General features: G+C 73.2%; 21 protein-coding genes. 12 read left to right on the forward strand and 9 right to left on the reverse strand.

Annotated elements, in window-relative coordinates; genetic code table 11:
- Positions 1-213: 213 nt before the first annotated feature.
- Positions 214-1500 (reverse strand): O-antigen ligase family protein, encoded by a 1287-nt coding sequence (locus EDF48_RS16890; protein WP_123938722.1) that lies wholly within the window; start codon positions 1498-1500, stop codon positions 214-216.
- 131 nt (positions 1501-1631) lie between these two features.
- On the opposite strand from EDF48_RS16890, the gene EDF48_RS16895 reads away from it, so the two are divergent.
- Positions 1632-2990, forward strand: coding sequence for a hypothetical protein (locus tag EDF48_RS16895; protein WP_131881441.1), 1359 nt, complete (start codon positions 1632-1634; stop codon positions 2988-2990).
- 44 nt (positions 2991-3034) lie between these two features.
- Here EDF48_RS16895 and EDF48_RS16900 read toward each other — a convergent pair whose 3' ends face one another.
- The gene (locus tag EDF48_RS16900) at positions 3035-4414 is read right to left on the reverse strand and encodes an O-antigen ligase family protein (protein WP_131881443.1); all 1380 of its coding nucleotides are present in this window, start codon (positions 4412-4414) and stop codon (positions 3035-3037) included.
- 65 nt (positions 4415-4479) lie between these two features.
- Between EDF48_RS16900 and manA the strand changes: the two genes are divergently transcribed.
- From manA to EDF48_RS16925, 5 genes are all read left to right on the forward strand, one after another.
- On the forward strand, positions 4480-5688 hold the full coding sequence (gene manA / locus EDF48_RS16905) for a mannose-6-phosphate isomerase, class I (RefSeq protein ID WP_131845599.1): 1209 nt from the start codon (positions 4480-4482) through the stop codon (positions 5686-5688).
- A gap of 75 nt (positions 5689-5763) precedes the next feature.
- Complete coding sequence (gene galE / locus EDF48_RS16910; RefSeq protein WP_123292353.1) at positions 5764-6726, forward strand: UDP-glucose 4-epimerase GalE; 963 nt, start codon at positions 5764-5766, stop codon at positions 6724-6726.
- Between the two features lie 197 nt (positions 6727-6923).
- A complete protein-coding gene (locus EDF48_RS16915) occupies positions 6924-7247 on the forward strand; it encodes a WhiB family transcriptional regulator (RefSeq protein WP_111085981.1) in 324 nt (107 codons plus the stop codon).
- A gap of 96 nt (positions 7248-7343) precedes the next feature.
- Positions 7344-10181: a glycosyltransferase family 2 protein gene (locus EDF48_RS16920; protein ID WP_131881445.1), complete on the forward strand. Its 2838-nt coding sequence runs from the start codon at positions 7344-7346 to the stop codon at positions 10179-10181.
- Positions 10178-11581 carry a DUF5719 family protein gene (locus EDF48_RS16925; RefSeq protein ID WP_123938727.1) on the forward strand — a complete coding sequence of 468 codons (1404 nt, stop codon included), beginning with the start codon at positions 10178-10180 and terminating at the stop codon, positions 11579-11581. Before EDF48_RS16920 ends, EDF48_RS16925 begins: the two co-directional genes overlap by 4 nt.
- Before the next feature lie 37 nt (positions 11582-11618).
- On the opposite strand, the gene EDF48_RS16930 is transcribed toward EDF48_RS16925, so the two are convergent.
- Complete coding sequence (locus tag EDF48_RS16930) at positions 11619-12059, reverse strand: metallopeptidase family protein (protein WP_123938728.1); 441 nt, start codon at positions 12057-12059, stop codon at positions 11619-11621.
- A gap of 78 nt (positions 12060-12137) precedes the next feature.
- Between EDF48_RS16930 and EDF48_RS16935 the strand changes: the two genes are divergently transcribed.
- Positions 12138-12353: a DUF3499 family protein gene (locus EDF48_RS16935; protein WP_131881447.1), complete on the forward strand. Its 216-nt coding sequence runs from the start codon at positions 12138-12140 to the stop codon at positions 12351-12353.
- 104 nt (positions 12354-12457) lie between these two features.
- Positions 12458-13936 (forward strand): adenosylhomocysteinase, encoded by a 1479-nt coding sequence (ahcY, locus tag EDF48_RS16940; RefSeq protein ID WP_131881449.1) that lies wholly within the window; start codon positions 12458-12460, stop codon positions 13934-13936.
- Between the two features lie 16 nt (positions 13937-13952).
- On the opposite strand, the gene EDF48_RS16945 is transcribed toward ahcY, so the two are convergent.
- The gene (locus tag EDF48_RS16945) at positions 13953-14822 is read right to left on the reverse strand and encodes an RDD family protein (RefSeq protein ID WP_131881451.1); all 870 of its coding nucleotides are present in this window, start codon (positions 14820-14822) and stop codon (positions 13953-13955) included.
- 42 nt (positions 14823-14864) lie between these two features.
- Here EDF48_RS16945 and EDF48_RS16950 point away from each other — a divergent pair, with 42 nt between their 5' ends.
- Positions 14865-15863 (forward strand): stage II sporulation protein M, encoded by a 999-nt coding sequence (locus EDF48_RS16950; RefSeq protein WP_111085975.1) that lies wholly within the window; start codon positions 14865-14867, stop codon positions 15861-15863.
- 13 nt (positions 15864-15876) lie between these two features.
- On the opposite strand, the gene EDF48_RS16955 is transcribed toward EDF48_RS16950, so the two are convergent.
- Genes EDF48_RS16955 through EDF48_RS16975 form a run of 5 tightly spaced genes read right to left on the reverse strand, consistent with a single transcriptional unit; the run spans position 15877 to position 21341 of the window.
- Positions 15877-17229 carry a DUF58 domain-containing protein gene (locus EDF48_RS16955; protein WP_131881453.1) on the reverse strand — a complete coding sequence of 451 codons (1353 nt, stop codon included), beginning with the start codon at positions 17227-17229 and terminating at the stop codon, positions 15877-15879.
- Entirely contained in the window at positions 17229-18257 is a 1029-nt protein-coding gene (locus EDF48_RS16960; RefSeq protein WP_131845592.1) for a MoxR family ATPase, read from the reverse strand. Before EDF48_RS16960 ends, EDF48_RS16955 begins: the two co-directional genes overlap by 1 nt.
- The gene (locus EDF48_RS16965; RefSeq protein WP_131881455.1) at positions 18254-19486 is read right to left on the reverse strand and encodes a DUF4350 domain-containing protein; all 1233 of its coding nucleotides are present in this window, start codon (positions 19484-19486) and stop codon (positions 18254-18256) included. Before EDF48_RS16965 ends, EDF48_RS16960 begins: the two co-directional genes overlap by 4 nt.
- Positions 19483-20124 (reverse strand): DUF4129 domain-containing protein, encoded by a 642-nt coding sequence (locus tag EDF48_RS16970; RefSeq protein WP_131881457.1) that lies wholly within the window; start codon positions 20122-20124, stop codon positions 19483-19485. The genes EDF48_RS16965 and EDF48_RS16970 overlap by 4 nt, the downstream gene beginning before the upstream one ends.
- Positions 20121-21341, reverse strand: a complete 1221-nt coding sequence (locus EDF48_RS16975) for a glycerophosphoryl diester phosphodiesterase membrane domain-containing protein (RefSeq protein WP_165932446.1) — start codon at positions 21339-21341, stop codon at positions 20121-20123. The genes EDF48_RS16970 and EDF48_RS16975 overlap by 4 nt, the downstream gene beginning before the upstream one ends.
- Positions 21342-21657: 316 nt before the next feature.
- On the opposite strand from EDF48_RS16975, the gene mtrA reads away from it, so the two are divergent.
- The 3 genes from mtrA to EDF48_RS16990 are packed head-to-tail and all read left to right on the forward strand — an operon-like array spanning position 21658 to position 25753.
- Positions 21658-22332: an MtrAB system response regulator MtrA gene (mtrA, locus tag EDF48_RS16980; protein WP_123292246.1), complete on the forward strand. Its 675-nt coding sequence runs from the start codon at positions 21658-21660 to the stop codon at positions 22330-22332.
- Between the two features lie 5 nt (positions 22333-22337).
- Positions 22338-24059 (forward strand): MtrAB system histidine kinase MtrB, encoded by a 1722-nt coding sequence (mtrB, locus tag EDF48_RS16985; protein ID WP_243692441.1) that lies wholly within the window; start codon positions 22338-22340, stop codon positions 24057-24059.
- On the forward strand, positions 24059-25753 hold the full coding sequence (locus EDF48_RS16990; protein WP_123292247.1) for a GerMN domain-containing protein: 1695 nt from the start codon (positions 24059-24061) through the stop codon (positions 25751-25753). Before mtrB ends, EDF48_RS16990 begins: the two co-directional genes overlap by 1 nt.
- The last annotated feature ends 33 nt before the right edge of the window (positions 25754-25786 follow it).

The following is a 25786-nucleotide window of genomic DNA, read 5'->3' on the forward strand; positions in this document are numbered from 1 at the left end:
TCTCGGAACCTCGGCGCTCACACCGCCGCTCCGTGGAACCTCGGCGACACACGGGCGGCGTGTCGTGGAACCTCGGCGGTCTGCGCACGAGCAGGCATGACGACCGCGGTGGCCGGCGCTTCGTGAGCAGAAATGGTCGGGTCGCCGCGGCGGACTCGACCATTCCTGCTCACGAAGTGCGTCACTCGCCGTGCCTGCGCGCCCCCGCGGCACCTACGCCCGCGGCAGGTGCCGGCGCCACGAGCGCCGCCGCGCCGCGATCACGAGCACCGTCACGAAGAACATCAGGCCCGCACCGTGCAGCAGGTAGCTCTCCGCCGTGCTCGTCACCGCGAGCAGCACCAGCACCGCGGCCGGCCACACGTAGGCCACCCCGGGGAACGTCGTCGCCGTCACCCATGCCCGAGCGAAGGCCAGCAGCGCGGCGATCCCCAGGATGATCGTGCCGGCCACCCCGAGCTGCAGCCACGCATCGACGAACGCGTTGAGGCCGGACGTGAACCGCGCGCCGGACGGGTCGATGAGTGTGACGTACGGCACGACGGGCTCGGTCGGCCACGTCCCGACCCACCCCCAGCCCTGGATCGGGTAGCGCTCGGTCAGGACGCGGATCTGCGACCACAGGTCGATGCGCGTCGCCGTGCCCCCAGCCGCGCCGATCTCCGCGAGCAGCCGGTGCCGCGCGAACACGGCCACGACGAGGGTGAGCAGGACCGCGCCGCCGAGGACGCCGTTGACCACCGGTCTGGTGGCGGGCCGTGCGTGCCGGAGCGACCAGAGGGCCAGCGCGGTGACGGCGAGGGCGATCATCGCGAGGCCGGTGATGGGGGACTGCACGAGCATCAGCGCGATGACGGCGAGGGCGGTGGAGCCGATGGCCCGCCACATGGTGACCGAGCGGGTGAGGAACTCGACGACGAAGGTGACCAGGGCCATCGCGGCGATGAACCCCATGAAGTTGCGGGTGCCGCCGATGCCCTGGATCGGGCCGCCGTAGGCGATGTCGCCGCGGATCCCGAAGGCCGGCAGCGGGACGTCGAGCACCAGTCCGGACAGGACCTCGAGGCCGAGGGCGACGACGAGCAGGATCCGGAACGCGTCACCCGACGCCCGGATCACCTGCACCAGGTCCCGCCCGAGCGCCAGGTAGAGGCCGAGTCCGATGAAGCAGACCGTCTGCACGAGACCGCGCAGGGCGACCCACGAGTACTCGCTCCAGAGCACGCTCAACGCGCAGTACCCGACGAACGCCAGCAGCGACAGGGGCAGCACGCCGTGCCACTCGATCCGGTACCGCTGCCCGAGCAGGCTCAGCCCGGCGAGGACGAACAGCGTCACGAGCACGGCCCACGTGCCCGACCTGCCGACGAGGGCCTGGACGGTCGGCTGCCCGAACCCGAACAGCACGATGACCGTCGCGAGCGCCTGGCTGAACCGTCCACCGGCCGAGAAGCCGATCCAGGCGGAGAGGTACCGGCGCCCGAGCACGTGTCTGCTCACCCGGCCGTCCGTCACGCGTCCATCTTGGCGTACGACCTTGTGACGAGTCGCCCGCATCGCGGAACGGCTGTATCGACGATCCGCGGTGTGGCGTCATCGACGATGCGCGATGCTGACCTAGCTTCACTGCAATGGACCCCCTGCGGAGGGCCGCCGGCCTGCCGCTGGTCGCGGTCGTCATCGGCTTCGCCGCCGGCGCGCTCGCCTGGTACCGGCTCGGCCCCGTGCCCCGGAACACCGTCTGGGCCGAGGACGGCGGGGTCTTCCTGCGGGAGCGCATCGCCCTCGGCCCCGTGGACACCCTGCTGCACCCGTACGCCGGGTACGTGCACCTGCTGCCCCGGATGGTGGTCGACCTCGGGTACGCACTGCCGACCGCGCGGTACGCCCAGGTCGTCTCGCTGTCGTCCTGCCTGGTGGTCGGGGCCGTGTGCGCGCTGGTCTTCGTCCTGTCCCGCGACGTGGTCCGACCGTGGCCGTTCCGCCTCGTGCTCGCCGCGGTGCCCGTCGTGCTGCCGCTCGCGCCGTACGAGATCAGCGGGAACGCCGCCAACCTGCACTGGTACCTGCTCGTGCTGGTGCCGTGGGTCTTCGCGCACCGCAGCCGGACCTGGTGGGGAGCCGTCGGGCTCGCCGTCGTCGCCGGACTCGCGGTCCTCACGGAACCGCAGACGATCCTGTTCACGCCGCTGCTCCTGCTCGCGTGGCCGCTGCGTCGTCCTGGGGGCGACGGGTCTCGCCGTGCGCGCCTGCTCCCGCTGCCCGTCACGGTCGCGGCGCTCGCCGGGGCCGTCGTGCAGGTCGTCACGACGCTCACCCACCCGCGCGACCTGACCCCCGGCGCTCCCGCGTTCCACGACGTGCTCGCCGGGTTCCTGCTCCGGCCCGTCGCCGGCGCGTGGGACCCGCACCTCGGCGTCGTGGTCTCCACGGTCGTCGAGCACGGCTGGGCGCCGGTCCTGGTGCCCGTCAGCGCACTGGTGCTGGTCCTCGTCGCCGGTGTCGTCGTCGGGCCGGCCCGCTCCCGGTGGATGGTCGTCGCGCTGACGGTCGCGTCCGGTGCCGTGTGGTGGGCGGCGCTGCTGGCGAACGACGGTGCCGGGCAGCCGTGGGCGAACCCCACGGCCGCCATGGCGGCGATCCCGCCGCAGCGGTACGCAGCCGCGTCCGGCCTGCTGCTCGTCAGCGCCGCGGTGGTCGCCGCCGCCGCGCTGGTGGACACCGACCGGTGGTCGCGTGTCGCGCAGCGGACGGGAGGCACGGGTCGCCTCGTCGGGGCGCTGGCCGCCTGGTGCGTGGTCGCCGCCGTCGTCGCGTCGGCCGTCCTGCACGTCGCGCCGGCGGACACCCGGCGCAGCGACGGGCCGGTGTGGGCGGAGCAGCTGCCCGCGGCCGCCGAGGCGTGTCGCGCCGACCCGACGCTCGAGGTCGTGCGGGTGCGCTCGAACCCGTGGTCGTCACCGGTCGCGTGCGCGTGGCTGTTCCGCTGACGCGGGACGCTGACGCGGGACCGCCCACTGCGGGCCGCTGACGATCAGCGCGTGGTGGCCCAGCGGAACTCGCGCTTCGCGGGCGGGGTGCGCGGGCCGTCGCCGGTCGACGTCGGTTCCTCGCCGGTCAGGACGATCCGGGTCTTGATGGCGATGAGCGCGAAGAGCACCCAGTTCCCCTGGTAGAGCAGCCGGGACTCCGCGACGGACTGCACGAGCAGCGCGACGACGACGAGCAGCGGCAGGAGCGACACCGGGTCGAACGTGCGCGGACGGAGTGCGGCGTCGTAGCCGATCCGGGTCGCGCACGCCCACGAGCGCGACAGCGTCGTGACGACGTACAGCAGGAACAGGACGAGGCCGATGATGCCGGTCTGCATCCACACGTCGAGGTAGGCGTCGTGTGCCTGCAGGTACGTGACGCCCTTGCGGTGCGCCAGGTCGGCCAGGGTGGGGATGCCGGGCCACCAGTAGCCGATCCAGCCCCAGCCGACGACGGCGTGCTGGTCGATCAGACCGAGCACCTTCGCCCAGATCTCGCCGCGGCCGGTCGCGTCCGATCCCTTGCCGAGCAGCTCCGAGACCGGGCCGCGCAGCACGAACGCCGCGCCGGCGACGACGACCGCGCCGACCGCGAGCAGCAGGTAGCGCGGGGTGCGTCGCTCGGTCGGGACCCGGCGCATCCACACGGCGACCAGGGCGACGACGGCGACGACCAGCGCGGCCGCGATGACCGTGGAGGACCGGGTGAGGACGAACCCGAGGGCGGCGACCACGAGCCAGCCGGTGGCCCGCTGCCGGCGCATCCGGCCCTCGGCGAGCTGCAGCACGACGACGATCGCGACGAGCAGCGCGACCATCGCGAGCAGGTTCGCGTTGCCCGGCAGGCCCTGGATGCGGCCACCGGTGAAGAGCTCGGCGCGCGAGAAGTAGAAGGCGTCCGGGATGTCTGCGTCGCCGTAGTCGGTCCAGATCGGCGCGATGGGGTGCCGCACGAACACGGCGACGACGGCCTCGAACAGGATCGAGAGCAGCAGCACCCAGCGGAGCGCGAGGCTGAGCGCGTCGAGGATCCGGCGCCAGGTCAGGGTGGACGCGATCGTGAATGCCACGGCGGCGCAGATCACCTGCACGGTCAGGCTCGAGATCGTGGCGAACCGCCAGTGCGACCAGACGACGGACAGCAGGCACCACCCCAGGAAGGCCCAGAGCGGCCAGGGGGAGCGCACGAGCGGCGGCCTCGCCCGGACCAGGATCGTGATGCCCCAGGCGGCGACGAGCGCCCACAGGACGCCTGCTCCGACCCAGGTGAGGGTGTTCGGGACGGCGTCCCCGGCGAACAGCACGAAGATCGTGGTCGCACCGAAGGCGAACGCCTCGCGCTCGGGTACGGTCCCGCGTGCCCGCGGCCAGGTGTTCGTCACGACGTCAGGCTACCGGCGGCGGCGGACCACCGGAGTCCCCGGATCCCGCCGGTAGGCTCTCGCCCATGTTCCTCGGCATCACGAACACCCCCCGCGACTACGCCTGGGGCTCGGTCACCGCGATCCCGGAGCTCCTCGGTCGCACCGTCACCGGCGCCCCGCAGGCAGAGCTCTGGCTCGGCGCCCACCCGGGCAGCCCGAGCGTGGTCGTCAACCCGGCGATGGTCGGCGGTGCCGACACACTGCTCGACTGGATCGCCGCCGAGCCGCAGGACGCCCTGGGCGGCGACCGCACCGGCCTGCCGTTCCTGCTGAAGGTGCTCGCAGCGGCGGCGCCCCTGTCGCTGCAGGCGCACCCGACGCCGGAGCAGGCCGAGGCCGGCTTCGCGCGCGAGGAGCGCGAGGGCATCGCGATCGACGACCCGGCGCGCAACTACAAGGACCCGTTCCCGAAGCCCGAGCTCGTCGTCGCGCTGAGCGAGCGGTTCGAGGCCCTGAGCGGCTTCCGGCCGGTCGAGGAGACCCTGGCCGAGGTCCGCGTGCTCGACGCCGGCAGCGGTCGGCTCGGCCCGCTCGAGGTGCACCTGCAGCACGGCCTCGAGGACACCGTGCGGTGGCTCGAGACGGCCGACGACTCCGCGCTCGCCGTCGTGCAGGCCGCGAGCGACCTCGCCGTCGCCCTCGACGACGACCTGCTCACCCCGAACACGGCGACGGTCCGCGACCTGGCGACGAGCTGGCCGGGCGACCCCGGCATCGTCGTCTCCCTGCTCATGCACCGGGTGACGCTCACCGCGGGACAGGCGATGTACCTACCCGCCGGCAACATCCACGCCTACCTGGACGGCCTCGGCATCGAGCTGATGGCACCGTCCGACAACGTGCTGCGCGGGGGACTGACGCCGAAGCACGTCGACGTCCCCGAACTCCTGCACGTGCTCGACTTCACGGCCTACCCGGCACCGGTCCTCGAGCCCGAGCGCCTGGCTCCCGGCGTGGACCGCTTCGCACCAGAGGACGTCGGGTTCGCGCTGCTGCGGGTCGACGGCGACGGACGACCGGTCGGCCTGAGCACCGGCGGGGTGGCTCCGCTGGCCGGCCCGTCGATCGCGATCTGCACCGAGGGCGTCGTGACGCTCGTCGGCGCGACGTCCGCCACGTTGCTCCGCAAGGGCGAGTCCTGCTTCATCACACCGGACGAGGGCGACGTCACGGTCGAGGCCGACTCGTCGAACGGCGTGACGTCCACGGTCTTCATCGCGACCGGCCGGTAGCGCGGAGCCGCACCGGCTGGCGCGGTCCCGCACACCGCGACCGGGGTGCACCGTCCGTCCGCTAGCGTGGCGACCATGAGTTGGCTGGTCACCGGCGGTGCCGGGTACATCGGGTCCCACGTCGTCCGAGCACTGCGCTCGGCCGGCATCGACACGGTCGCGTTCGACGACCTCTCGAGCGGCTTCCGAGCCTTCGTGCCGGACGACGTGCCGTTCGTCGAGGGCACGATCCTGGACGGCGAGCTGGTCGCCCGCACCCTGCGCGAGCACGACGTCACCGGCGTGGTGCACGTCGCGGGCTTCAAGTACGCCGGCGTCTCCGTCGAGCGTCCGCTGCACACCTACGAGCAGAACGTCACCGGCATGGCGACGCTGCTCCGTGCGATGGCCGAGAACGGCGTCACGAAGGCCGTCTTCTCGTCGAGCGCCGCGGTCTACGGCACCCCGGACGTCGACGTCGTCGTGGAGTCGACCCCGAAGGCACCAGAGTCCCCGTACGGCGAGTCGAAGCTCATCGGCGAGTGGCTGCTGCGCGACATGGAGGTCGCCGCGGGCTTCACGACGACCTCGCTCCGCTACTTCAACGTCGTCGGCTCCGGCGAACCCGACCTGTACGACGCCAGCCCGCACAACCTGTTCCCGCTCGTGTTCGACGCCCTGCTGGCCGGCCGCACGCCGCGCATCAACGGCGACGACTACGCCACCGAGGACGGCACCTGCGTCCGTGACTACATCCACGTCGCCGACCTCGCGCACTCGCACGCCGTCGCGGCGCAGAAGCTCGAGGCGGGGGAGTCGCTCGAGCAGGCGTACAACCTCGGCAGCGGCGACGGTGTGAGCGTCCGGCAGATCATGGACGCCATGGCGAAGGGCACCGGGATCGCCTTCGACCCGGAGATCGCGCCCCGCCGCCCCGGCGACCCGGCGCGCATCGTGGCCACCGGCGAGGCCGCCACGCGCGACCTCGACTGGGCGATGCGCCACACGCTGGACGAGATGGTCACGAGTGCGTGGGAGGCCCGCCGCAGCGCCTCCTAGCGGCTGAGGACGTGTCAGTTGTCCCCCGAAACCCCGACAGACCGGGCGCGACACGCCCAGACGGGGGACATGACACGCCGAAGCGGTCAGTGCCTTCTATGATCCGCGACTTGACTCAGGCGAATGACACCGCTGTAATTACAGGCAACGACTTCAATCGTTGTGGTCCCGTTATCGAGACGTCAGGGGTGATCAGGGTGAACGGTTCCGACTTCCACGCCGGAGTTCCGGAGGACTGGCACGTCGACCCCGTGGCGCTCGGCGTCCCGGGTGTTCGACGGCCGGAGACGGACGACGAGGAGAACCCGCTCGCGTGGCAGGTCGACTCGCTGTGCGCACAGACCGACCCGGAGGCGTTCTTCCCCGAGAAGGGCGGCTCCACGCGCGAAGCGAAGAAGATCTGCACGTCGTGCGAGGTCCGGGCGCAGTGCCTCGAGTACGCGCTGGAGAACGACGAACGCTTCGGCATCTGGGGCGGCCTGTCCGAGCGCGAGCGTCGCAAGTTGCGCAAACGCGCCTGACGGTCCTGCACCGCGCGGTGAGCGCGCCCACAGGTTCACGGCGCGCCGCCGTCCGCAGCGGACGCCGTGCCTCCAGACCGTAGAGTGACGCCCGTCATGCAGCCCAGAGTCACCGCGATCCTCGTCGCCGCCAACGGAGCGGCCCACCTCGACCGGACCCTGGACGCACTCGCGGCCCAGACCCGCCACCCCGAGAACCTGGTGGTCGTCGACGTCGGATCGACCGACGGTTCCACCGCGGGCCTGTCCTTCGGCGGCTCCGCTGAACTCCTGCGCCTGCCGGCCGGACGCCCCTTCGGCGAGGCCGTCGCCCGCGGAGAGCGCGAGGCCCCGCCCGCCGTCGTCGACGAGCCCGTCGACGAGTGGCTGTGGCTGCTCGGGCACGACAACGCGCCGTCGCCGACCGCGCTCGCCGACCTGCTCTCCGCCGTCGAGATCGCGCCGTCCGTGGTCGTGGCCGGCCCGAAGCTCGTCGCCGACGAGGACCCCTCGCTCATCCGCGCGTTCGGCGAGAGCATGACGCGCTTCGGCCGATCGATCGGTCTCGTGCAGGACGAGCTCGACCAGGGCCAGCACGACCGGCACACCGACGTGCTCGGCGTCGCCGCCGGCGGCATGCTCGTGCGCCGCTCGGTGTGGACCGAGCTCGCCGGCTTCGACCCGGCGCTGCCCGACGTCGACGCCGCCCTCGACTTCTGCGTCCGGGTCCGCCTGGCCGGGCACCGCGTCGCCGTGGTCCCCGAGGCGAAGGTCACCACCGCCGGTCCGGTCGAGGAGTTCGGCCGCAAGCGCGTCTCCGAGGCCCGCCGTGTCCGCATGCACCGGCAGGCGCAGCTGCACCGCCGGATGACCTACGCGCCGGGCGGACTGCTCTGGCTGCACTGGCTCACCCTCGTCCCCTTCGCACTCGGCCGGGCGATCGGCCACCTCGTCGCCAAGCACCCCGCGGCCGTCGTCCCCGAGCTCGCCGCGGCGTTCGCGGTGGCCTTCGGCGGAGGCACCGGTCGGGCGCGCAGGAACCTCGCCCGCACGAAGAAGCTCGGTTGGGCCGCCGTCGAACCGCTCCGGGTCAGCTGGCGTCGGGTGCACGAGCACCGCACCACCTCGCGCGACGTCGAACTCGCCCGGGTCGAGGACGCCCCGATCGCGCGGGCGTCGTTCCTCGGCGACGGCGGGATCTGGGTCGTGCTGGCCGCGGCCGTCCTGAGCGTCGTCACGCTCTACCCCCTGCTCGGCTCACCGGCGCTGACCGGCGGTGGCCTGCTGCCCCTCAGCACGAGCGTCGGGCAGCTCTGGCAGAACGTCGGGTACGGCTGGCACTCGCTCGGCACCGGGTTCACCGGTCCGTCCGACCCGTTCGCCGCCGTGCTGGCGGTCCTCGGGTCGATCGTGTTCTGGTCGCCCTCGACGTCCGTCGTGCTCGTGATGCTCGTCGCGTTCCCGGTCTCCGCCCTCGGCGCCTGGTTCGCGGTCCGCAAGGTCACCACGCGCAAGTGGGTGCCGGTGATCGGTGCCGCGCTGTACGCCATCGCGCCCTCGCTCGTCGGCGCGGTCACGACGGGCCACCTCGGCGCCGTCATCGCGCACCTGGTGCTGCCGTGGCTGTTCGTCGCCGTGCTCGAGGCGCACCGCTCGTGGGCCTGGGCCTCGGGCGCCTCGCTGCTGTTCGCGGTCGTGGCGGCCTCGGCGCCGTCGTTGCTGCCGGTCCTGCTGATCGGATGGCTCGTCGCGCTCGTCGTCGGGTGGCGCCGTGCACACCGTCGGGCCTTCATCCCGGTGCCGACCGCCGTGCTCTTCCTGCCGCTCGTCCTCGCCCAGGTCGCGCGCGGCAACGTCCTCGCCGTCTTCGCGGACCCCGGCGTCCCGTCCGCCACGCGCGCACCGTCCGCGCTGCAGCTGTCCATCGGTCAGCCGCTGCCGGACTGGAGCGGGTGGCTGCCCGCCACGTCCGGACTCGCAGCCGTCGGCACGTGGCTGCCGATCGTGATGGCCGTCCTGGCCGTCCCGATCGCCGCCGCGGCGATCGGCGCGATGCTCGGACACCGCTGGGCCGTCGCCGGCTCGGCGCTCGTCGTCGCACTGCTCGGGTTCGGCACCGCGTTCGCCGCCACCCACGTGACCGTCACCGGCGTCGGGTCGACCACCACCATCGTGTGGCCGGGCAGCGGGCTGTCGGTGTACTGGCTCGCGATCGTGGTCGCTGCCTGCATCGGGATCGACGTGCTGCCCAAGGCCGCCCCGGTCACGGGACTCGTCGCGACGGTGCTCGCCGGTGTGGCGGTGGCCCCCGCCTTCGCCGCGTTCTACCTCGGCAACGCCGCCATCCAGCCGACCACCGGCCGGGTGCTCAGCGCGTACGTGAACGCCGAGGCACAGGCGAACCCCGACGTCGGCACGCTCGTCGTGGTGCCGCAGGACGACGGGTCGCTCGCGGTCGCGCTCGAACGCGGCCAGGGAGCCACCCTCGACGACCAGTCGACCCTGGACGCCACCGCCCTGCGGTTGAGCGAGTCCGGCGCCCGGCTCACGACGCTCGCCGGCAACCTGGCGAGCCGCAGCGGCTACGACCCCCGGCCGGCACTGCAGGAACTCGGCATCAGCTTCGTCCTGCTCGACGACGCCGGTGACGACCCCGAGGCGCAGACCGTGCACGACCGTGCCGCTGGCGCGATCGGGCAGAACGCGCTCTTCACGAGCATCGGCGAGACCACGAACGGCCAGCTGTTCCACTACGAGGGCGACGTCGACCGGACCACCACCGGGTCCGCCGCCGCCCGTGCCACGCACGTCCTGTACCTGGTCGTGCTCGGCGTGGTGTTCGGGGCGGCCGCCCTGCTCGCCGTGCCGACGGCCCCGCGCCGTCGCCGCGCCACCTCGAACGTCATCGAGGCCGAGGAACCCGCGACCACCTTCGACGAGGAGCGCGACGAATGAGCACCACCACCCGCTCCGTCCGACGCTGGGTCGTCCGCGGCACCGCGACCGCGATCGCCGTCGTCGTCGCTGCCGGCGCCGTCACGGCCGCGCACGCCTACGGCACCGCGGCCGAACCGGGTCGCCCGGCCGGCCGCACCGTCACCCCGGTGCCCGCCGACGCCGAGCGCGTCTGCGCCGGCAGCGCCCTGCGCCTGTCCGACGACTCCGGCAACGACGCCACCCAGGCGAGCACCGTCGGGTCGGCGACCGTGGCCACGGCGACGACCGGCTCGACCGTCGAGCGGACCTCGCTCGACCCGTCGTCCACCGGCGGCAGCGACCCGCGCCTGCTCACCGCCCCCGCGGGCGACACGACACCGCAGGTCGCGGGCAGCAGCTACCAGAGCGTCTCCAGCGGCGACCTGGTCGGTGCCGGCGCGGCGTCGTGCGACGATCCCTCGCAGTCGACCTGGCTCGTCGGCGGCTCGACCGAGACCGGGCGCACCAGCCTCGTCACCCTGTCGAACCCGACCGACGTGAACGCGACCGTCGACCTGGCGATCTACGACGGCACCGGCACGGTCAGCGCCCCCGGCACGACCGGCATCGTCGTCGCCCCGAACACCCAGAAGGTCGTCCCGCTGTCCGGCTTCGTGTCCGACCAGGGATCCACCGTCGTGCACGTGTCGTCCTCGGGCGGGCAGATCGTCGCCCACATGCAGGAGACCGTCGTCCGCACGCTGACCCCTGGTGGCTACGACATCGTCTCCGGCGGCGCCGCTCCCTCGCGGTCGCAGGTCATCCCCGGCGTCGTGCTCGCCGGCGCGCAGGAGGCACAGCGCGGTGACGACACGGCGGACGCAGCGCCCGTCGTCCGGCTGTTCGTCCCCGGTACCGAGTCGGCACGCGTCACGCTCGGCATCAGCACGGCGGACGGCGGCGGCACGACCGTGAACGCCACCGCCGAGCCCGGGGTCGTGACCGACGTCGCGCTCGACGACTTCCCGGACGGCCGCTACTCGTTCACCGTCACGTCGACGCAGCCCGTCGTCGCCGGTGCCCGCACGACCTCACCGACGGCCGACGGCAACAGCGACCTCGGCTGGTTCGCCTCGGCCGAGCCGCTGGGTGACCAGGTCATCACCGCGGTGGCACCGGGGGAGGGCGTCCGCATGAACTTCGTGAACCCGACGCGTGAGGACCGTGCGATCACGATCCGCTCCGGCGACGAGAAGCGCACCATCACGGTGCTGTCGGGTGCCACGGCCACCATGCCCGTGCAGACCGCGAAGCAGCTCTCGATCTCCGGCGCCGAAGGGGTCGTGGTGGGCGTGACCTACCGCGGGGACGACGGCATCGCCGGGTTCCCGGTCCGACCGTCCACCCAGGTGTCCACGCCGGTGCGCGTCTACCCCTGACGGTGACGTCGGTGCGGTGCCCCCGGGTGCCGCGTCGTCACCAGTGGCGGTAGCGGTCCGGCGCCAGGTCCCACGGGTCCTTGCCGATCAGCTCGCCGACGGCGCGGAACACGGCCGTCTCGATGATGATCCGCCGGTCCGCGTCGTCCTTCTCGGGGCTGCGGTTCACCCGCTCGACGGGGATCCGGAACACGGTGACCCTGCGGGTGTCGCGGTCGATGCGCCAGCGGGGCATCGCGTCGGGCAGGGTGGCGTCGGTCGGCATGTCGGCCACCTGGAACACCACGCCCGACAGCTCGTCGGGCCAGAGCCCGATCAGGTAGTGGGCACTGTCGCCGACGATGCGGTCGAAGGCCTCGGCGCGGGTGGTGATCGGTGCGAGCTCGGGACCGGTCACGCTCGACCGCCCGCCGCGTCCGTGCCGGGAGCGGCCTCGACCGCGGTCGACCGGAGTGACGAGGCGGGGCTTGCGACGCATCCCCACATCGTACGCGTGCCGTCGTCACTCCCGGTCGCTCCGGTCGCTCGTGCGCGCTCCGCTAGGCTCCCTGACGACATGGACGTGAGGATCTGCAGCAAGGTCGCGTGCGCCGCGAGCGCTTCGGCGACCCTGACCTACGACTACGGGGACTCCATGGTCGTCGTCGGGCCGCTCTCCACGCGGGTCGAACCGCACGGCTACGACCTCTGCGCCCGGCACGCGGCCGGCCTGCGCGTCCCGCGCGGCTGGCACGTGGTGCGGCGCGAGCCGCTGCAGCGCGAGACCGACTGACGGCTCGCGTCCGCGACGCACCAGCGGTGGTGGACGGGAGGCCCGTGGAACGTGACCGACGTCGGCTGGGGACCCGCGCCTCCCGGCATGGAAGACTGATGGGCATGCCCACCGAAGCCCAGACCGCAGCACCGTACCGCGTCGCCGACCTCTCGCTCGCCGAGGCGGGCCGCCACCAGATCCGCCTCGCCGAGAACGAGATGCCGGGCCTGATGGCCCTGCGCGAGGAGTTCGGTGCGTCGCAGCCGCTGGCCGGCGCGCGCATCGCCGGTTCGCTGCACATGACGGTGCAGACGGCCGTCCTGATCGAGACGCTCGTCGCCCTCGGTGCGCAGGTGCGGTGGGCGAGCTGCAACATCTTCTCCACGCAGGACGAAGCCGCCGCGGCGATCGCGGTCGGGCCCACCGGCACGCCGGACGCGCCCGCCGGCGTCCCCGTGTTCGCGTGGAAGGGCGAGACGCTCGAGGAGTACTGGTGGTGCACCAGCCGCATCTTCGACTGGACCGCCGAGGCCGCCGCCGTCGGAGCCGACTGGGCCGGTCCGAACCTGATCCTGGACGACGGCGGTGACGCCACCATGCTCGTGCACACCGGAGCCGACGCCGAAGCCGCTGGTGCTGCGCCGGTCGCCGGGGCCGACGCGAGTGCCGAGTGGAAGATCGTGCTCGACACCGTCGCGGCGTCGCTCGAGACGTCGTCCGACCGCTGGACCCGCATCGCCGCGGACATCGAGGGCGTCACCGAGGAGACCACCACGGGCGTGCACCGCCTGTACGAGCTGTCGCGCAACGGACAGCTGCGGTTCCCCGCGATCAACGTGAACGACTCCGTGACGAAGTCGAAGTTCGACAACAAGTACGGCATCCGCCACTCCCTGCCCGACGGTCTGAACCGCGCGACCGACGTCCTGATGGGCGGCAAGGTCGCGTTCGTGGTCGGCTACGGCGACGTCGGCAAGGGTGCGGCAGAGGCACTGCGTGGCCAGGGCGCCCGGGTCATCGTCAGCGAGGTCGACCCGATCTGCGCGCTGCAGGCCGCGATGGACGGCTACCAGGTGGCCCGTCTGGCCGATGTCATCGAGACCGTCGACATGGTCATCACGTGCACGGGCAACCTCGGCGTCGTGGGTGTCGACGAGATGCTCGGGCTGAAGCACCTGGCGATCGTCGCCAACGTCGGCCACTTCGACAACGAGATCGACATGGCCGGGCTCGAGTCCCTGCCGGGTGTGGAGAAGGTCGAGATCAAGCCGCAGGTGCACGAGTGGCGCCTGCCGACCGGCCGCTCGATCCTGGTGCTGTCCGAGGGGCGACTGATGAACCTCGGCAACGCCACCGGGCACCCGTCGTTCGTGATGAGCAACTCGTTCACGAACCAGGTCCTGGCGCAGATCGAGCTGCACACCCGTCATGACGAGTACCCGACCGGGGTCTACGTGCTGCCGAAGCACCTGGACGAGAAGGTTGCGCGCCTGCACCTCGGTGCCCTCGGGGTGGCGTTGACGACGCTGCGCCCGGAGCAGGCGGCCTACATCGGCGTGCCGGTCGAGGGCCCCTTCAAGCCCGAGCACTACCGGTACTGAGCCGGGGCGCACCGCGCTAGCGCGGGAAGCCCGGGGGCCGCGCCGACGCCGACGCTCCCGCCTCGGTGAGCAACCCGACGCGGGAGCGCAGCGCCTGCACGTCCCGCCCACGGCGCAGCACGACGACCCCGGCGAGGAACACCTCGGCAGGCACCGGCGGCACCGGGTGGGCGAAGGGTGCGATGTCCGCGGCCAGCGCGCGGGCGGCGGACTCCCGGAGTTCGGGGCGTATCACGGCGGCCCCGCGGAAGAACGCGCCGAGCCGGTTCTCGAGCCGCTGCGGCAGCGCCGAGACGTCCGCGACCGTGGCCCAGGCCGTCAGCTCGGGTGGCAGCACCACCTGGGGGTCGCGCTGCTTCGGCAGCCGCTCGTGCTGCACGACGGTGCCGGCGAGCAGGTCCCCGAGGCGCCGCGGACGACTGCCGAACAACGCCACGAGCAGCGCCACCGACCCGAACGTCATCCACAGCTCGAACAGCCCGACGAGTGCGCGGGTGAAGGCGTGCCGGAACCCGATCGCACCGCCGTCGACCCGGACGACCCGCGTGCCGACGGCGTACCGGCCGACGCTGCGGCCCCGGGTGACCGTCTCGACGGCGGCCGGCACCAGCACGAGCACGGCGACGAACAGGGCGATGCTCAGCGCGGCGCCCCACGCCTCGTCGAGGCCGCTCGGCCACAGCCGGGACACCCCGAACATGAGCAGCAGGTACAGGACGAGCAGGCACACCCCGTCGAGGAGCGCCGACGCCAACCGCAGGACGAGTCCGGCCGGCTGCACGTCGAGCGCGACCGCCTCGCCGACCACGAGCTCGTCGGCGGTCTCGTCCAGGGCGAGCGAGAACCGGGCATCGGCGAGGTCGCGCGGCGTGCGGGGCTTCGACATGGGATCATTCTGTCGGAAGTCGGCCGACACGAGGGGGAACACGTGGACCTGGACGCCTACGCCGAGGTGCACCGCGACCGGTGGCAGGAGCTCGACCGCCTCGCGCGCGCCCGGCACACCACCGGTGCCGACGTCGACCAGCTCGTCTCCGGCTACCAGGCCGCCGCGACGGACCTCGCCCGCATCCGGGGTGCCGCACCCCGCACCGCGACCGGCGACCGGCTGTCCCTCACCCTGTACCGCGCCCGCCTGCGCTTCACCGGCACCCCGGTCGACCCGCTCACCGCGGTCGCCCTGTTCTTCACCCGGCAGCTGCCCGCGGCGCTGTACCGGATCCGCTGGGTGACGATCTGGGTGGCGCTGGCCACCGTCGCGATCGGCGCGATCGTGGCCGTCTGGATCACGACGACACCGGGGGCGACGGCGACCTTCGGCACGCCGGAGGCGCTCCGCCAGTACGCCACGCAGGACTTCGTCGACTACTACTCCGACCACGGTCTCGGTGCGTTCACGGCCCAGGTGTGGACGAACAACGCCTACATCGCGGCCACCATGGTCGCGTTCGGCATCACGGGCGTCTTCGTGCCGTTCTCGATCATGCAGAACGCCGTCGGGCTCGGGGTCTCCGCGGCGATCATGCACTCGCAGGGCCGCCTGGCCGACTTCTTCCTCTACATCGCCCCGCACGGCCAGCTCGAGCTGTACTCGGTCTTCCTCGCCGGCGGGGCGGGCCTGATGATCTTCTGGTCGTGGGTCGCTCCGGGACCGCACCGGACCCGTGCGCAGGCCCTCGCCGAGGACGGCCGAGCCCTCATCACGATCGCGGTCGGCCTGACGCTGACGCTGCTGCTGTCCGGCCTGGTCGAGGGCATCGTCACCCGTCAGGACTGGCCGTGGCCGGTCAAGATCGGCATCGGGACGATCGCCCTCGCTGCGGTCCTGGCGTACCAGTGGGTGCTCGGCGGTCGCGCGTACCGGGCCGGGGAGCGCGGCGACCTCGACGAGTTCGAGCGCGGCACCTCCGCCCTGGTCGCCGGGTAGCGTCCGCCCGGTTTCAGAGCCGGCCGGTCGCCTTCGCGCGCAGGTAGGCGTCGGCCACGAGCGGTGGGACGTCCTCGGGTGCGCCACGGACGACCTCGGCGCCGCTCCGGCGTGCGACGTCGGCGACGCCGTCGGCATCGAGCAGGGTGCGTTCGGCGGCGGCCCGCCGGTACACGTCGTGCTCCGCGCCGGTGGGGAGGCCCGGCACGCGTCCGCCCCGCGCGGTGCGGATCGTCGTGGCCGGGTCCACCCCGCCGCGTGCGGTCCGCTGCACCGCCGGGTCCTCGATGCTCGTCACCACGACGGCGTGCCGCCGGGTGAGCCGCGGCAGCACCGCCAGCAGGTCGCCGGAGGCACCGACCGAGTCGAGGCTCGACGCCAGCACGACGAGCGCCCGCGAGGTCGTGATCGAGTCGACGAGCGCCGGCACGGCAGACCAGTCGGTGGCGGCGAGCCCGGGTTCCGCCATCGCGAGGGCCTCCCCGAAGCGCTGGACCACGTCGGTGCGGGTCGCCCCGTGCACACGGTCGTGGACGGTGTCGTCGAGGACCGCCAGGTCGACCCGGTCGCCGGCGGCCGCGGCCAGGGCACCGAGGAGCAGTGCGGACTCGATGAAGGTGTCGAGGCGCGGTTCGTCCGCGACCCTGCCGGCGCCGGCGCGTCCGGCGTCGACGACGACCACGACCCGACGGTCGCGCTCCGGGCGCCAGGTGCGGACCACGAGGTCCTGCCGTCGGGCGGTCGCTCGCCAGTCGATGGAGCGGACGTCGTCGCCCCGGACGTAGTCGCGCAGCGAGTCGAACTCGGTGCCGTGGCCGCGGAGCTGCAGGGTGGTCTCGCCGTCGAGTTCGCGCAACCGGGCCAGCCGTGACGGCAGGTGCCGTCGCGAGCGGAACGGCGGGGTGACGACGAGTTCGCCCGGCGCCGTGACGACCCGCTGCCGGGCGGCGAGACCGAGCGGACCGAACGCCCGGACCGCGACGCCGGCCGTGCGGCGTCGACCGCGGCGGAACGGGGTGAACCGCATGCGGGCGGTCCGTCGTTCGCCCGCGGGCACCGTCATCCGGACCCGGCGCGGCCGGTGTCCGGCCGAGGGCTCCCACATGTCGCGGACGATGCCCCGGAGCACCCGCCCGCCGTCGTTCGCGAGCACGAGCGTGCCGTCGGCGGTGCTGTCCCGGCGGGCCAGTCGCGGCATCCGCCGTTCGACCCGCACGCGTGCCAGGTCGGCGGCGAGCAGGACGTCGAGGGCCGCGGCGAGCAGCACGACGACGACCCACGCCAGGCCGGCCCACCCGCTGGCGAGCAGCACGGTGGGCACGACGGCGACGGCGAGCAGCGCGACGAACCGGCCGGAGACCGCCACTAGATCGGCACCCGCACCTGCTCGAGCACCTGCTGGAGCACCCCGTCTGCGCCGACGCCCTCGAGCTCGGCGTCGGCGGCCACCCGGAGCCGGTGCCGCCAGACCGGCAGGGCCATCGCCTGCACGTGGTCGGGCGTGATGGCGTCGTAGCCGGTGAGCCACGCCCAGGCCTTCGCGGCGGCGAGCAGGGCCGTCGCACCGCGCGGGCTGACCCCGACGCGGACGGACGGTGCCTGACGGGTGGCACGGGCGAGGTCGACGATGTACGCCAGCACGTCGTCACGAGCACCGACGGCCCGGACGGCGCGCTGCGCGGCGAGGACCTCGTCGACGCCGACCACGGGGGTGATGCCCGCCGACCGGACGTCCCGCGGCACGAAGCCGTCGGCGTGCCGGCGGAGGACCTGCCACTCGACGTCGCGCGGCGGGATGTCGAGCGTCAGCTTCACCAGGAAGCGGTCGAGCTGCGCCTCGGGGAGCGTGTACGTGCCCTCGAACTCGATCGGGTTCATGGTCGCGGCGACGAAGAACGGGTCGGGCAGCAGCCGGGCGTCGCCGTCCACGCTGACCTGGCGTTCCTCCATCGCCTCGAGCAGGGCGGACTGGGTCTTCGGGGGCGTGCGGTTCACCTCGTCGGCGAGCAGCACGTTCGTGAAGACGGGGCCCTCGCGGAACGGGAACGTGCCGGTGGAGGCGTCGTACACGAGCGAACCGGTCACGTCGCCGGGCATCAGGTCCGGCGTGAACTGGATCCGCTTCGTGTCGAGGGACATCGCGGCGGCCAGGCTGCGGACGAGCAGGGTCTTGGCGACGCCGGGCACGCCCTCGAGCAGCACGTGCCCCTGCGCCAGGAGTCCGACGATCATGCCGGACACCGCGCCCTCCTGCCCGACGACGGCCTTGGCGACCTCGGCCCGGACCCGCCCGAAGGCGTCGCGGAGCCCGGGGTCGTGCTGGTTCCGGTCGTGCGGGGCGCGGTCGCCCGGTGCGGGGACGTGTTGGTCGGGGGCAGCTGGCAGGTCGGTCACGGTCGTGCTCCTGGTCGGTCGTGGTCGGTGCTGGGACGGTCGCCCGAGGTGGATCGTCGGACGGCCCGTTCGAGGTCGTCGAGTGCCCTCGTGCCGTCGACGAGGGCGCGGTCGTCGGAGGTCGGACCGCCGACGAGGACGGCGCCGACGCGGTCGTGCGGGATGCCGGTGGCGCGGGCCGCTGCGCGGACGACGTCGTCGACGTGCGCGGACCGGGGGAGTCCGAGCAGCCGGCCGATCCGGCGCACCGCGGCGACGCGGAGGGTGTCCAGGGCGTGGGTGCGGTCGTGGGTGCGGGCGTACATCCGGGCACGGCCCTCGGTGGTCTCGGCGGCGCGGACCACGACGGGCATCCGTTCGACGACGAGCGGCCCGAGACGTCGGCCCCGCCACACCGCGGCGGCGACGGCCACCAGGGCGAGCAGCGCGAGGCCGCTCGGCACCCACGGTGGTGCGAGCTCGCCGAGGGTCGGGGCGGCGTCGGGGGCGCCGACGGTCGGCGTGTACCAGGTGAGGCGGTCGTCCGAGCCGAGCAGGCCGAGGGCGAGTGCGGCGTTCCCGGCGGTCGTGATCGTGTCGTTGCGGAACGCCGACGTGGTGCCGACGAGGGTGACGTCGCCGCCGGGCGTCGCCGTGCGGACGAGTCCCCAGGCTCGGTCGTCGCCGCTGCCGGACGGCGCGCAGCGGTCCGCGTCGGGGTCGTCGACCATGTAGCCGTACCCGGCGGTGGACACCCGCGCAGCCGACGCGGCGGCCGGGATCGCGCAGGACGCGGTGGACACGGTGTCGTCGCCCTCGGGCGCGGTGGCCGTGGTGACGTCGAGGCCGAACGACGTGAACGGCGTGGAGTAGACGCCCACCAGGACCACGTGGTCGGCGGTCCGGGCGATGCGCTCGGCGACGCCTGGGTCGAGGACGCCGTCGGAGTCGTCGACGAACACCGTGCCACCGTCGATCCCGTCGGCCCGGTCGGTCACCCGGACGGAGGTGCCACGCTGCTCCAGGACACGGACCAGCGCCGCCGATCCGCTCGCGGTGGTCGAGGTGGGGTCGAGCGGCCGGCGGTCCGGTCCCTCGGCGCCCTGCACCACGGCGGTGAGCACGGCGAGCACGAGCCCGACGAGCACGATCGCGACCCAGAATCCGAACCGGAGCCGGCGGCCCTCTGGCTGGTCCGGCGACGGCGCACCCGTGCGCGGCGCGGCGGCGGTGGCAGTGCTGGCGGTCATGCCGGTACCACCGGCCCCGAGGACCTGGCCGGACGAGCCTGGCGCACGGCACGCTCGGTGTCGAGGACCCGGCGAGCGGTGGCCTCGTCGGCGTCGAGCCCGAGGTAGCGGACGGCGTCGAAGGCCGTCGCGGCGTCGTCGAGCGCCGGGGCCTCGGCGGGGAAGGGCACGGCTGCGCGGGCGGCGATGGTGCGTGCGGTGGCCCCGGGGACGTCCGGGACCAGGTCGCGCTCGCCGAGGCCGCGGGCCGTCGCACGGAAGCCGTCGAGGACCGCGGCCGACCAGTCGCCCCGGCGGATCGCGGACTGTGCGGCGTCGAGCAGTTCCCGGGCGGACCGGAGGTCGTCGTCGTCGAACACCCCGCCGGCGTCGTCCGCGCCGCTGCGTGCACGACGTCGGGGGAGCCCGCGGGCCACGACGACGAGCACGACGACGGCGACGAGCACCACGATCGCGATCACCAGGGCCGTGCGGGCCGCGACGGGGGAGTCGAGTCCGTCGGCACGGAGCGACCCGAGCCAGTCCAGGAACGTCCGTGACGCCCGGTCCCACCACGTCACGTGCGCGCCGTCGTACGCGGGCCGGTCGAGTTCGCGTTCGAGCAGACGGCGGGCCTCGTCGGGGTCGACCTCGGTCATGCGGTCCCGTCCGGCGGGCGGTGCTGCCCCTGCTGCGGCGGGTGTTGCGGCCACGGTTGCTGCTGACCGGGCCAGGGCTGCTGTGCCTGCTGCTGTCCGGGCCACGCCTGCGGGGGCTGCCCGGGCCACTGCTGCGGCTGCTGCTGGGCCCACGGCTGCTGCTGGGCCCAGGGCTGCTGCTGCCCGGCCCACTGCTGCGGCGGCCACGGCGGTCGGGCGACCGGTGCGGACGGTGCGAACGGGTCGGCCGGCTGCCCGGTGTCGAGGTGCGACGCGATGCGCTGGTCGAGGGCCTCGGTCCGGATCCGCCGGTCGACGGTGAGGAAGGTGACGACCGCCGCGCTCAGCACGTCGGTGACGCACTGCACCGCGATCGCGAGCAGGCTGCCGATGACGATCAGGACGAGGGCGCCCGCACCGATGCCCGAGGACGCGTCGGTCTGCCCGAGCGGGTCGAACACGCCGCCGACGAGCACGGCCCCGATGGTGAGCGGCGCCGTGGCGATCGACGCCGCGACCCCGAACATCACCTGCACGAGCAGCAGGATGCCGAAGGTCCGCCAGAACGCACCGCGGGTCAGCCGCCACGACTGCGCGGCGGCGGCGAAGACCGGTCGGCCCTCGAGCGCGATGGTCGGCACGGTGAAGGCGAAGCGGATGCCGAGCCACGTCAGCACGACGCCGAAGCCGAGGACCATCACGAAGACCGCCAGGACGAACCACCCGGCGCCGGCGTCCCCGGCACCGAGTGCCGCGAAGAACCCGACGAACACCACCGCGACGATGATCCCGACGACGAGCCCCGCGCCGATCTGCACGAACATCCACCCGACGACCGGCCACCGCCGCCCGGCGAGCAACGCCCAGAGACCCCGGAAGGTCGCGCGACGGCCGAGCACCCGCTGGCCGGTGTCCGCGGCGACCGGTGCGACCAGGAAGCCGCGACCGAGGTACGCCAGGAACGGCAGGCCGATCGTCAGCAGGATCCACAGCGTCACCGAGCCCGCGACGATCGTGTCGCCACCACCGCTGCCGTCGAACGCCGTCATCATCCGCGACTGCAGCGCCTGCTGGCCGAACGTGCTGATGAGGGTGGAGAGCAGCCCGAGCACGCCGCTCAGCAGCACGCTCCAGAGCAGCAGGACGCGGGCGTTGCGGCGGAAGACCGTGAAGGCGCCGCCGAGCACGTCACCGAACCCGAGCGGCCGCAGGGGCATCACCGGACGCGAGCCGGACGGCGCACGACCGCCGGGGGGTCGACCCGGCCCCGGGGCGGGCGGCGGCGGCGCGGAGAAGCGGGGCGGGCCTCCCGGCTGTCCCTGCCACGCACCCTGCTGCCCGGCGCCCTGCTGACCACCGCCAGGCGTCTGCCAATCGGACATGACCTCGGCCCCCTTCGTCGTGTCGGTCCGCGCTGCGACGCGCGGTCCACGTCCATCCTGGCGGAAAACGCCGCGTGACGGGGCCTCGGCTATCGTGTGGGGACACGTGCCGACCCGGCACCACCCGCACGCCACACGGAGTCCACATCACATGACACCGCGCATCCTCGTCGTCGACGACGACCAGGCCCTCGCCGAGATGATCGGCATCGTCCTCCGCTCGGAGGGCTACGAACCCGAGTTCAGCGCTGACGGCAACGACGCCGTCGACGCGTTCCACAGCACGAAGCCGGACCTCGTCCTGCTCGACGTGATGCTCCCGGGCATCGACGGCATCGAGGTCTGCAAGCGCATCCGTGCCGAGAGCGGTACGCCGATCATCATGCTCACCGCCAAGAGCGACACCGCCGACGTCGTCCTCGGCCTCGAGAACGGTGCCGACGACTACGTCGTCAAGCCGTTCAACCCGAAGGAGCTCGTCGCCCGCATCCGCACGCGGCTGCGGCCGAGCGCCACTGACGCCACGGTCCTGCACGTCGGTGACGTCACGGTCGACGTCGCCGGGCACGAGGTCCGCCGCGGTGACACCGTCATCGCGCTCACTCCGCTCGAGTTCGACCTGCTCCGCGCGCTCGCCGAGAAGCCGAACCAGGTCTTCACCCGCGAGATGCTGCTCGAGCAGGTCTGGGGCTACCACTACAAGGCCGACACCCGCCTGGTGAACGTGCACGTCCAGCGCCTGCGCGCGAAGATCGAGCACGACCCGGACAACCCGAAGACCGTCACCACGGTCCGCGGCGTCGGGTACCGGGCCGGAGGAGCCTGACCACCGTGCCGCCCGCCCCGCCCGCCGGCACCGCTCCCGGCACGGCAGCCGGTGCCGCCCCCGGCACGGCCACCGTGTCGATCGGCGTGGTCGGCCGCGGCCGACGACGGATGCGCCGCTGGGTCCGCCGTGGCTGGCGGCCCGTCGCCTACGTGTGGCGTCGGTCCCTGATGTTCCGCTCGGTCGCCATCACCGTGATGACGACCGGACTGGCGGTCGGGATCATCGGCACCGCCGTCATGGTGAGCATCTCGACGAACGTCTACTCGCAGCGCCGCGACCAGATCGAGTCCGAGTCGGCCCGCGCGACCATCGTCGCGCAGGGGATCTTCGATGCCGCCACCGCGGCCGAGGACAACAACCAGTCCGAGCTCGAGACGCTGCAGAACGAGGCGCAGCAGGCGATCCTGTCGAACACGACGAGCCCCGGCGGCACGAGCATCGCGATCGAGCGGAGCCCGGACCAGTCCACCCCGCAGACGCTGCAGACCATCGCGAGCCAGGACTTCCCGGACGCCGTCATCACGGACGCCCTGCGCAAGGAGGTCGGCGCGAACACCGGCAAGCTCAGCCTGCAGCCGGTGCAGCTCGACGACGACGGCCGCCGCGTGCCCGGGCTGGCCGTCGGCTCGACGCTGCAGATCCCGAGCGCCGGCCAGTACGAGCTGTACCTGGTCTACGACCTGTCCGATGCCCAGCAGACCCTCGACTTCGTGTCGCAGACGCTCTCGATCGGCGGCGTCGCGCTCATGGTGCTCATCGCCCTGGTGACGTCGCTCGTGGTGCGGTTGGTCGTCGTCCCGATCCGCGAGGCGGCGGAGACGAGCCGCAAGATCGCCGCCGGACGCCTCGACGAACGCATCCCGGTGCGCGGCCAGGACGACCTGGCGACCCTCGCGCGCAGCTTCAACGGCATGGCTGAGGCGGTGAGCCGCCAGATCACCCAGCTCGCCGAGCTCTCCCGCGTGCAGCAGCGGTTCGTGTCCGACGTGTCCCACGAGCTCCGCACCCCGCTCACCACGATCCGCCTCGCCGGCGACATGCTCTTCGACTCGCGGCACGCGTTCGAGCCCTCGGTCGGGCGATCGGCCGAGCTCCTGCACGCCCAGGTGGAGCGGTTCGAGCTGCTGCTCGCCGACCTGCTCGAGATCTCCCGCTACGACGCCCAGGCCGTGCAGCTCGACACCGAGCCGTCGGTGCCGGCGGCGCTCGCCGCGGACATCGTCGAGGAGTTCCGCCCCCTGGCCGAACGCGCCGGCATCGACCTGCAGCTCGCCACGCCCGGCGGCCACACCACGATGCGACTCGACGCCAAGCGCGTCCGCCGCATCCTGCGCAACCTGGTCGGCAACGCGATCGAGCACGGTGACGCCAAGCCCGTCCAGGTCGTCGTCGACAGCGACGCCCGCACGGTCGCCATCGCGGTGCGCGACCAGGGCGTCGGCATGCCGCCGGAGGACGCAGCACGGGTGTTCGACCGGTTCTGGCGCGCCGACCCGAGCCGCAAGCGCACCATCGGCGGCACCGGCCTGGGGCTCGCGATCAGCCTGGGCGACGCGAAGCTGCACGGCGGTCGGATCGACGTGTGGTCGCGCCCCGGTCAGGGATCGACCTTCGTGCTGACGCTGCCCCGCAACGAACAGGTCACCGCCGCGACGTCGGCGATCCCGCTGCCCGAGCTCGACGAGTCGTACGACGGCCCCCGCGCCGTGCGAGAGGAGTCCTGATGCGCCCCCGTCTCCGTCCCCGCTTCCGGCACGTCGTCGCCGCGGCGCTGGCGGCCGTCAGCGTGCTGGCGCTCACCGCCTGCGCCGCCATCCCCGTCGACGGTGCCGTCCGCACCGGGCAGACGATCAAGGACGAGTCGCTGTCCGGCGTCGACTTCCGGCCGGACAAGCCGATCACGGGCTCCGACCAGACGGCGATCCTGCGCGGGTTCATCGCGGCGGCCACCGGTGCACAGGACAACTACGCCATCGCCCGGCAGTTCCTCGCCTCGGACTTCTCGCAGCAGTGGAACCCGCGGCAGGGCGTCACGATCCGCGACGGCAGCGGCACCGTCGAGCGCGCCGACGACCGCGAGCTGACGTACACGCTCACCGCGAGCGCGACGGTGGACTCCGAGGGGGAGTACACCCAGGCGGTCCGCCCGACCTCGTCCACGCTGACGTTCCAGTTCACCCGCGAGGACGGCGAGTGGCGCATCGCCTACGCCCCGGACGGCATCATCCTGTCCCCGGTGAGCTTCGACTCCGTCTTCCAGCAGCACGCCCTGTACTTCTACGACCCGACGTTCCGGTTCCTCGTGCCCGACGAGCGCTGGTTCCTCGCCCGCTCGTCCACCAGCACCCGCATCGCCAGCGCCCTGATGGCCGGTCCCGCCGACTGGTTGAAGGGCGCCGTGGTCTCGTCGTTCCCCGAGGGCACCCAGCTCTCCCTGAACGCGGTCACCATCGACAGCGGCACGGCACTCGTCGACCTGTCCAGCGACGCCCTGCGGGCCAGCACCGTCGACCGCGTCCGGATGCGCGAGCAGCTGAGCAAGTCGCTCGCCTCGGTCGCCACGATCTCGTCGGTGTCGATGACCATCGAGGGCGCGAGCCTGTCCGTCCCGGACTCGAGCGGGGCGAACGCGCAGCAGAACCCGGACGTCGACCCCCGCCCCCTCGTCGACGAGGACGGTGTGGTCGGCTACGCGGCCACGGGCACCGGCAAGGTCTCGAAGCTCGGCGGCGGCGTCGGCGACACCGTGGCCGGCCTCGACCCGACCTCGATCTCGCTGTCCGCCTCCGGCACCACGGCCGCCGTCGGCAACCGCGACGGTGCCGTCGTCGTCCGCGGCGACGACCACCTGCGCGTCGACGCCCGCGAGGACCTCGTCGCCCCCGCGATCGACGACCTCGGGTTCGTCTGGGTCGGCCAGTCGTCGGACACCCGCCGGATCACCGCCTACGGCCTCGGCGGCGACCCGCACCAGGTCGCGACGTCGTTGCCGCGCGGCGACCTCGTGTCGTTCCAGGTGTCCCGTGACTCGACCCGGGCACTCGCCCTGATCCAGACCGCCGACGGCCCCGGCCTGTACGTGATGGCGATCATCCGCGGGTCCGACCGGTCCCCGACGTCGTTCGGCGCGGCCGTCCGGGTGCAGGCGGCCACCGGCGACGCCGTCGGGGCGACGTGGGTGAACGACACCGACGTGGCCTCGGTCGGGCAGACCACGGCCGGGCCGAACGTCGTCCGGACCACCATCGGCGGGCAGTCGAGCACCCTGCCGAAGCCGGACGGTCGTGCGACCTCGATCAGCGGCGGGAGCGGTGGTGCTCTGCTGCTCCGGATGTCGAGCGGGTCGGTGCTGCAGTCGACCGGCGGCGGTTGGGACACCACCGGCGTGACCGCGGACGTGCTCGGCGTCCAGCGCTGACGTCGCGGTCACCCCTGCACACCCACCCCGGCC

It is taken from the genome of Curtobacterium sp. PhB191 (assembly GCF_004346515.1).
Taxonomy (GTDB): Bacteria; Actinomycetota; Actinomycetes; order Actinomycetales; family Microbacteriaceae; genus Curtobacterium.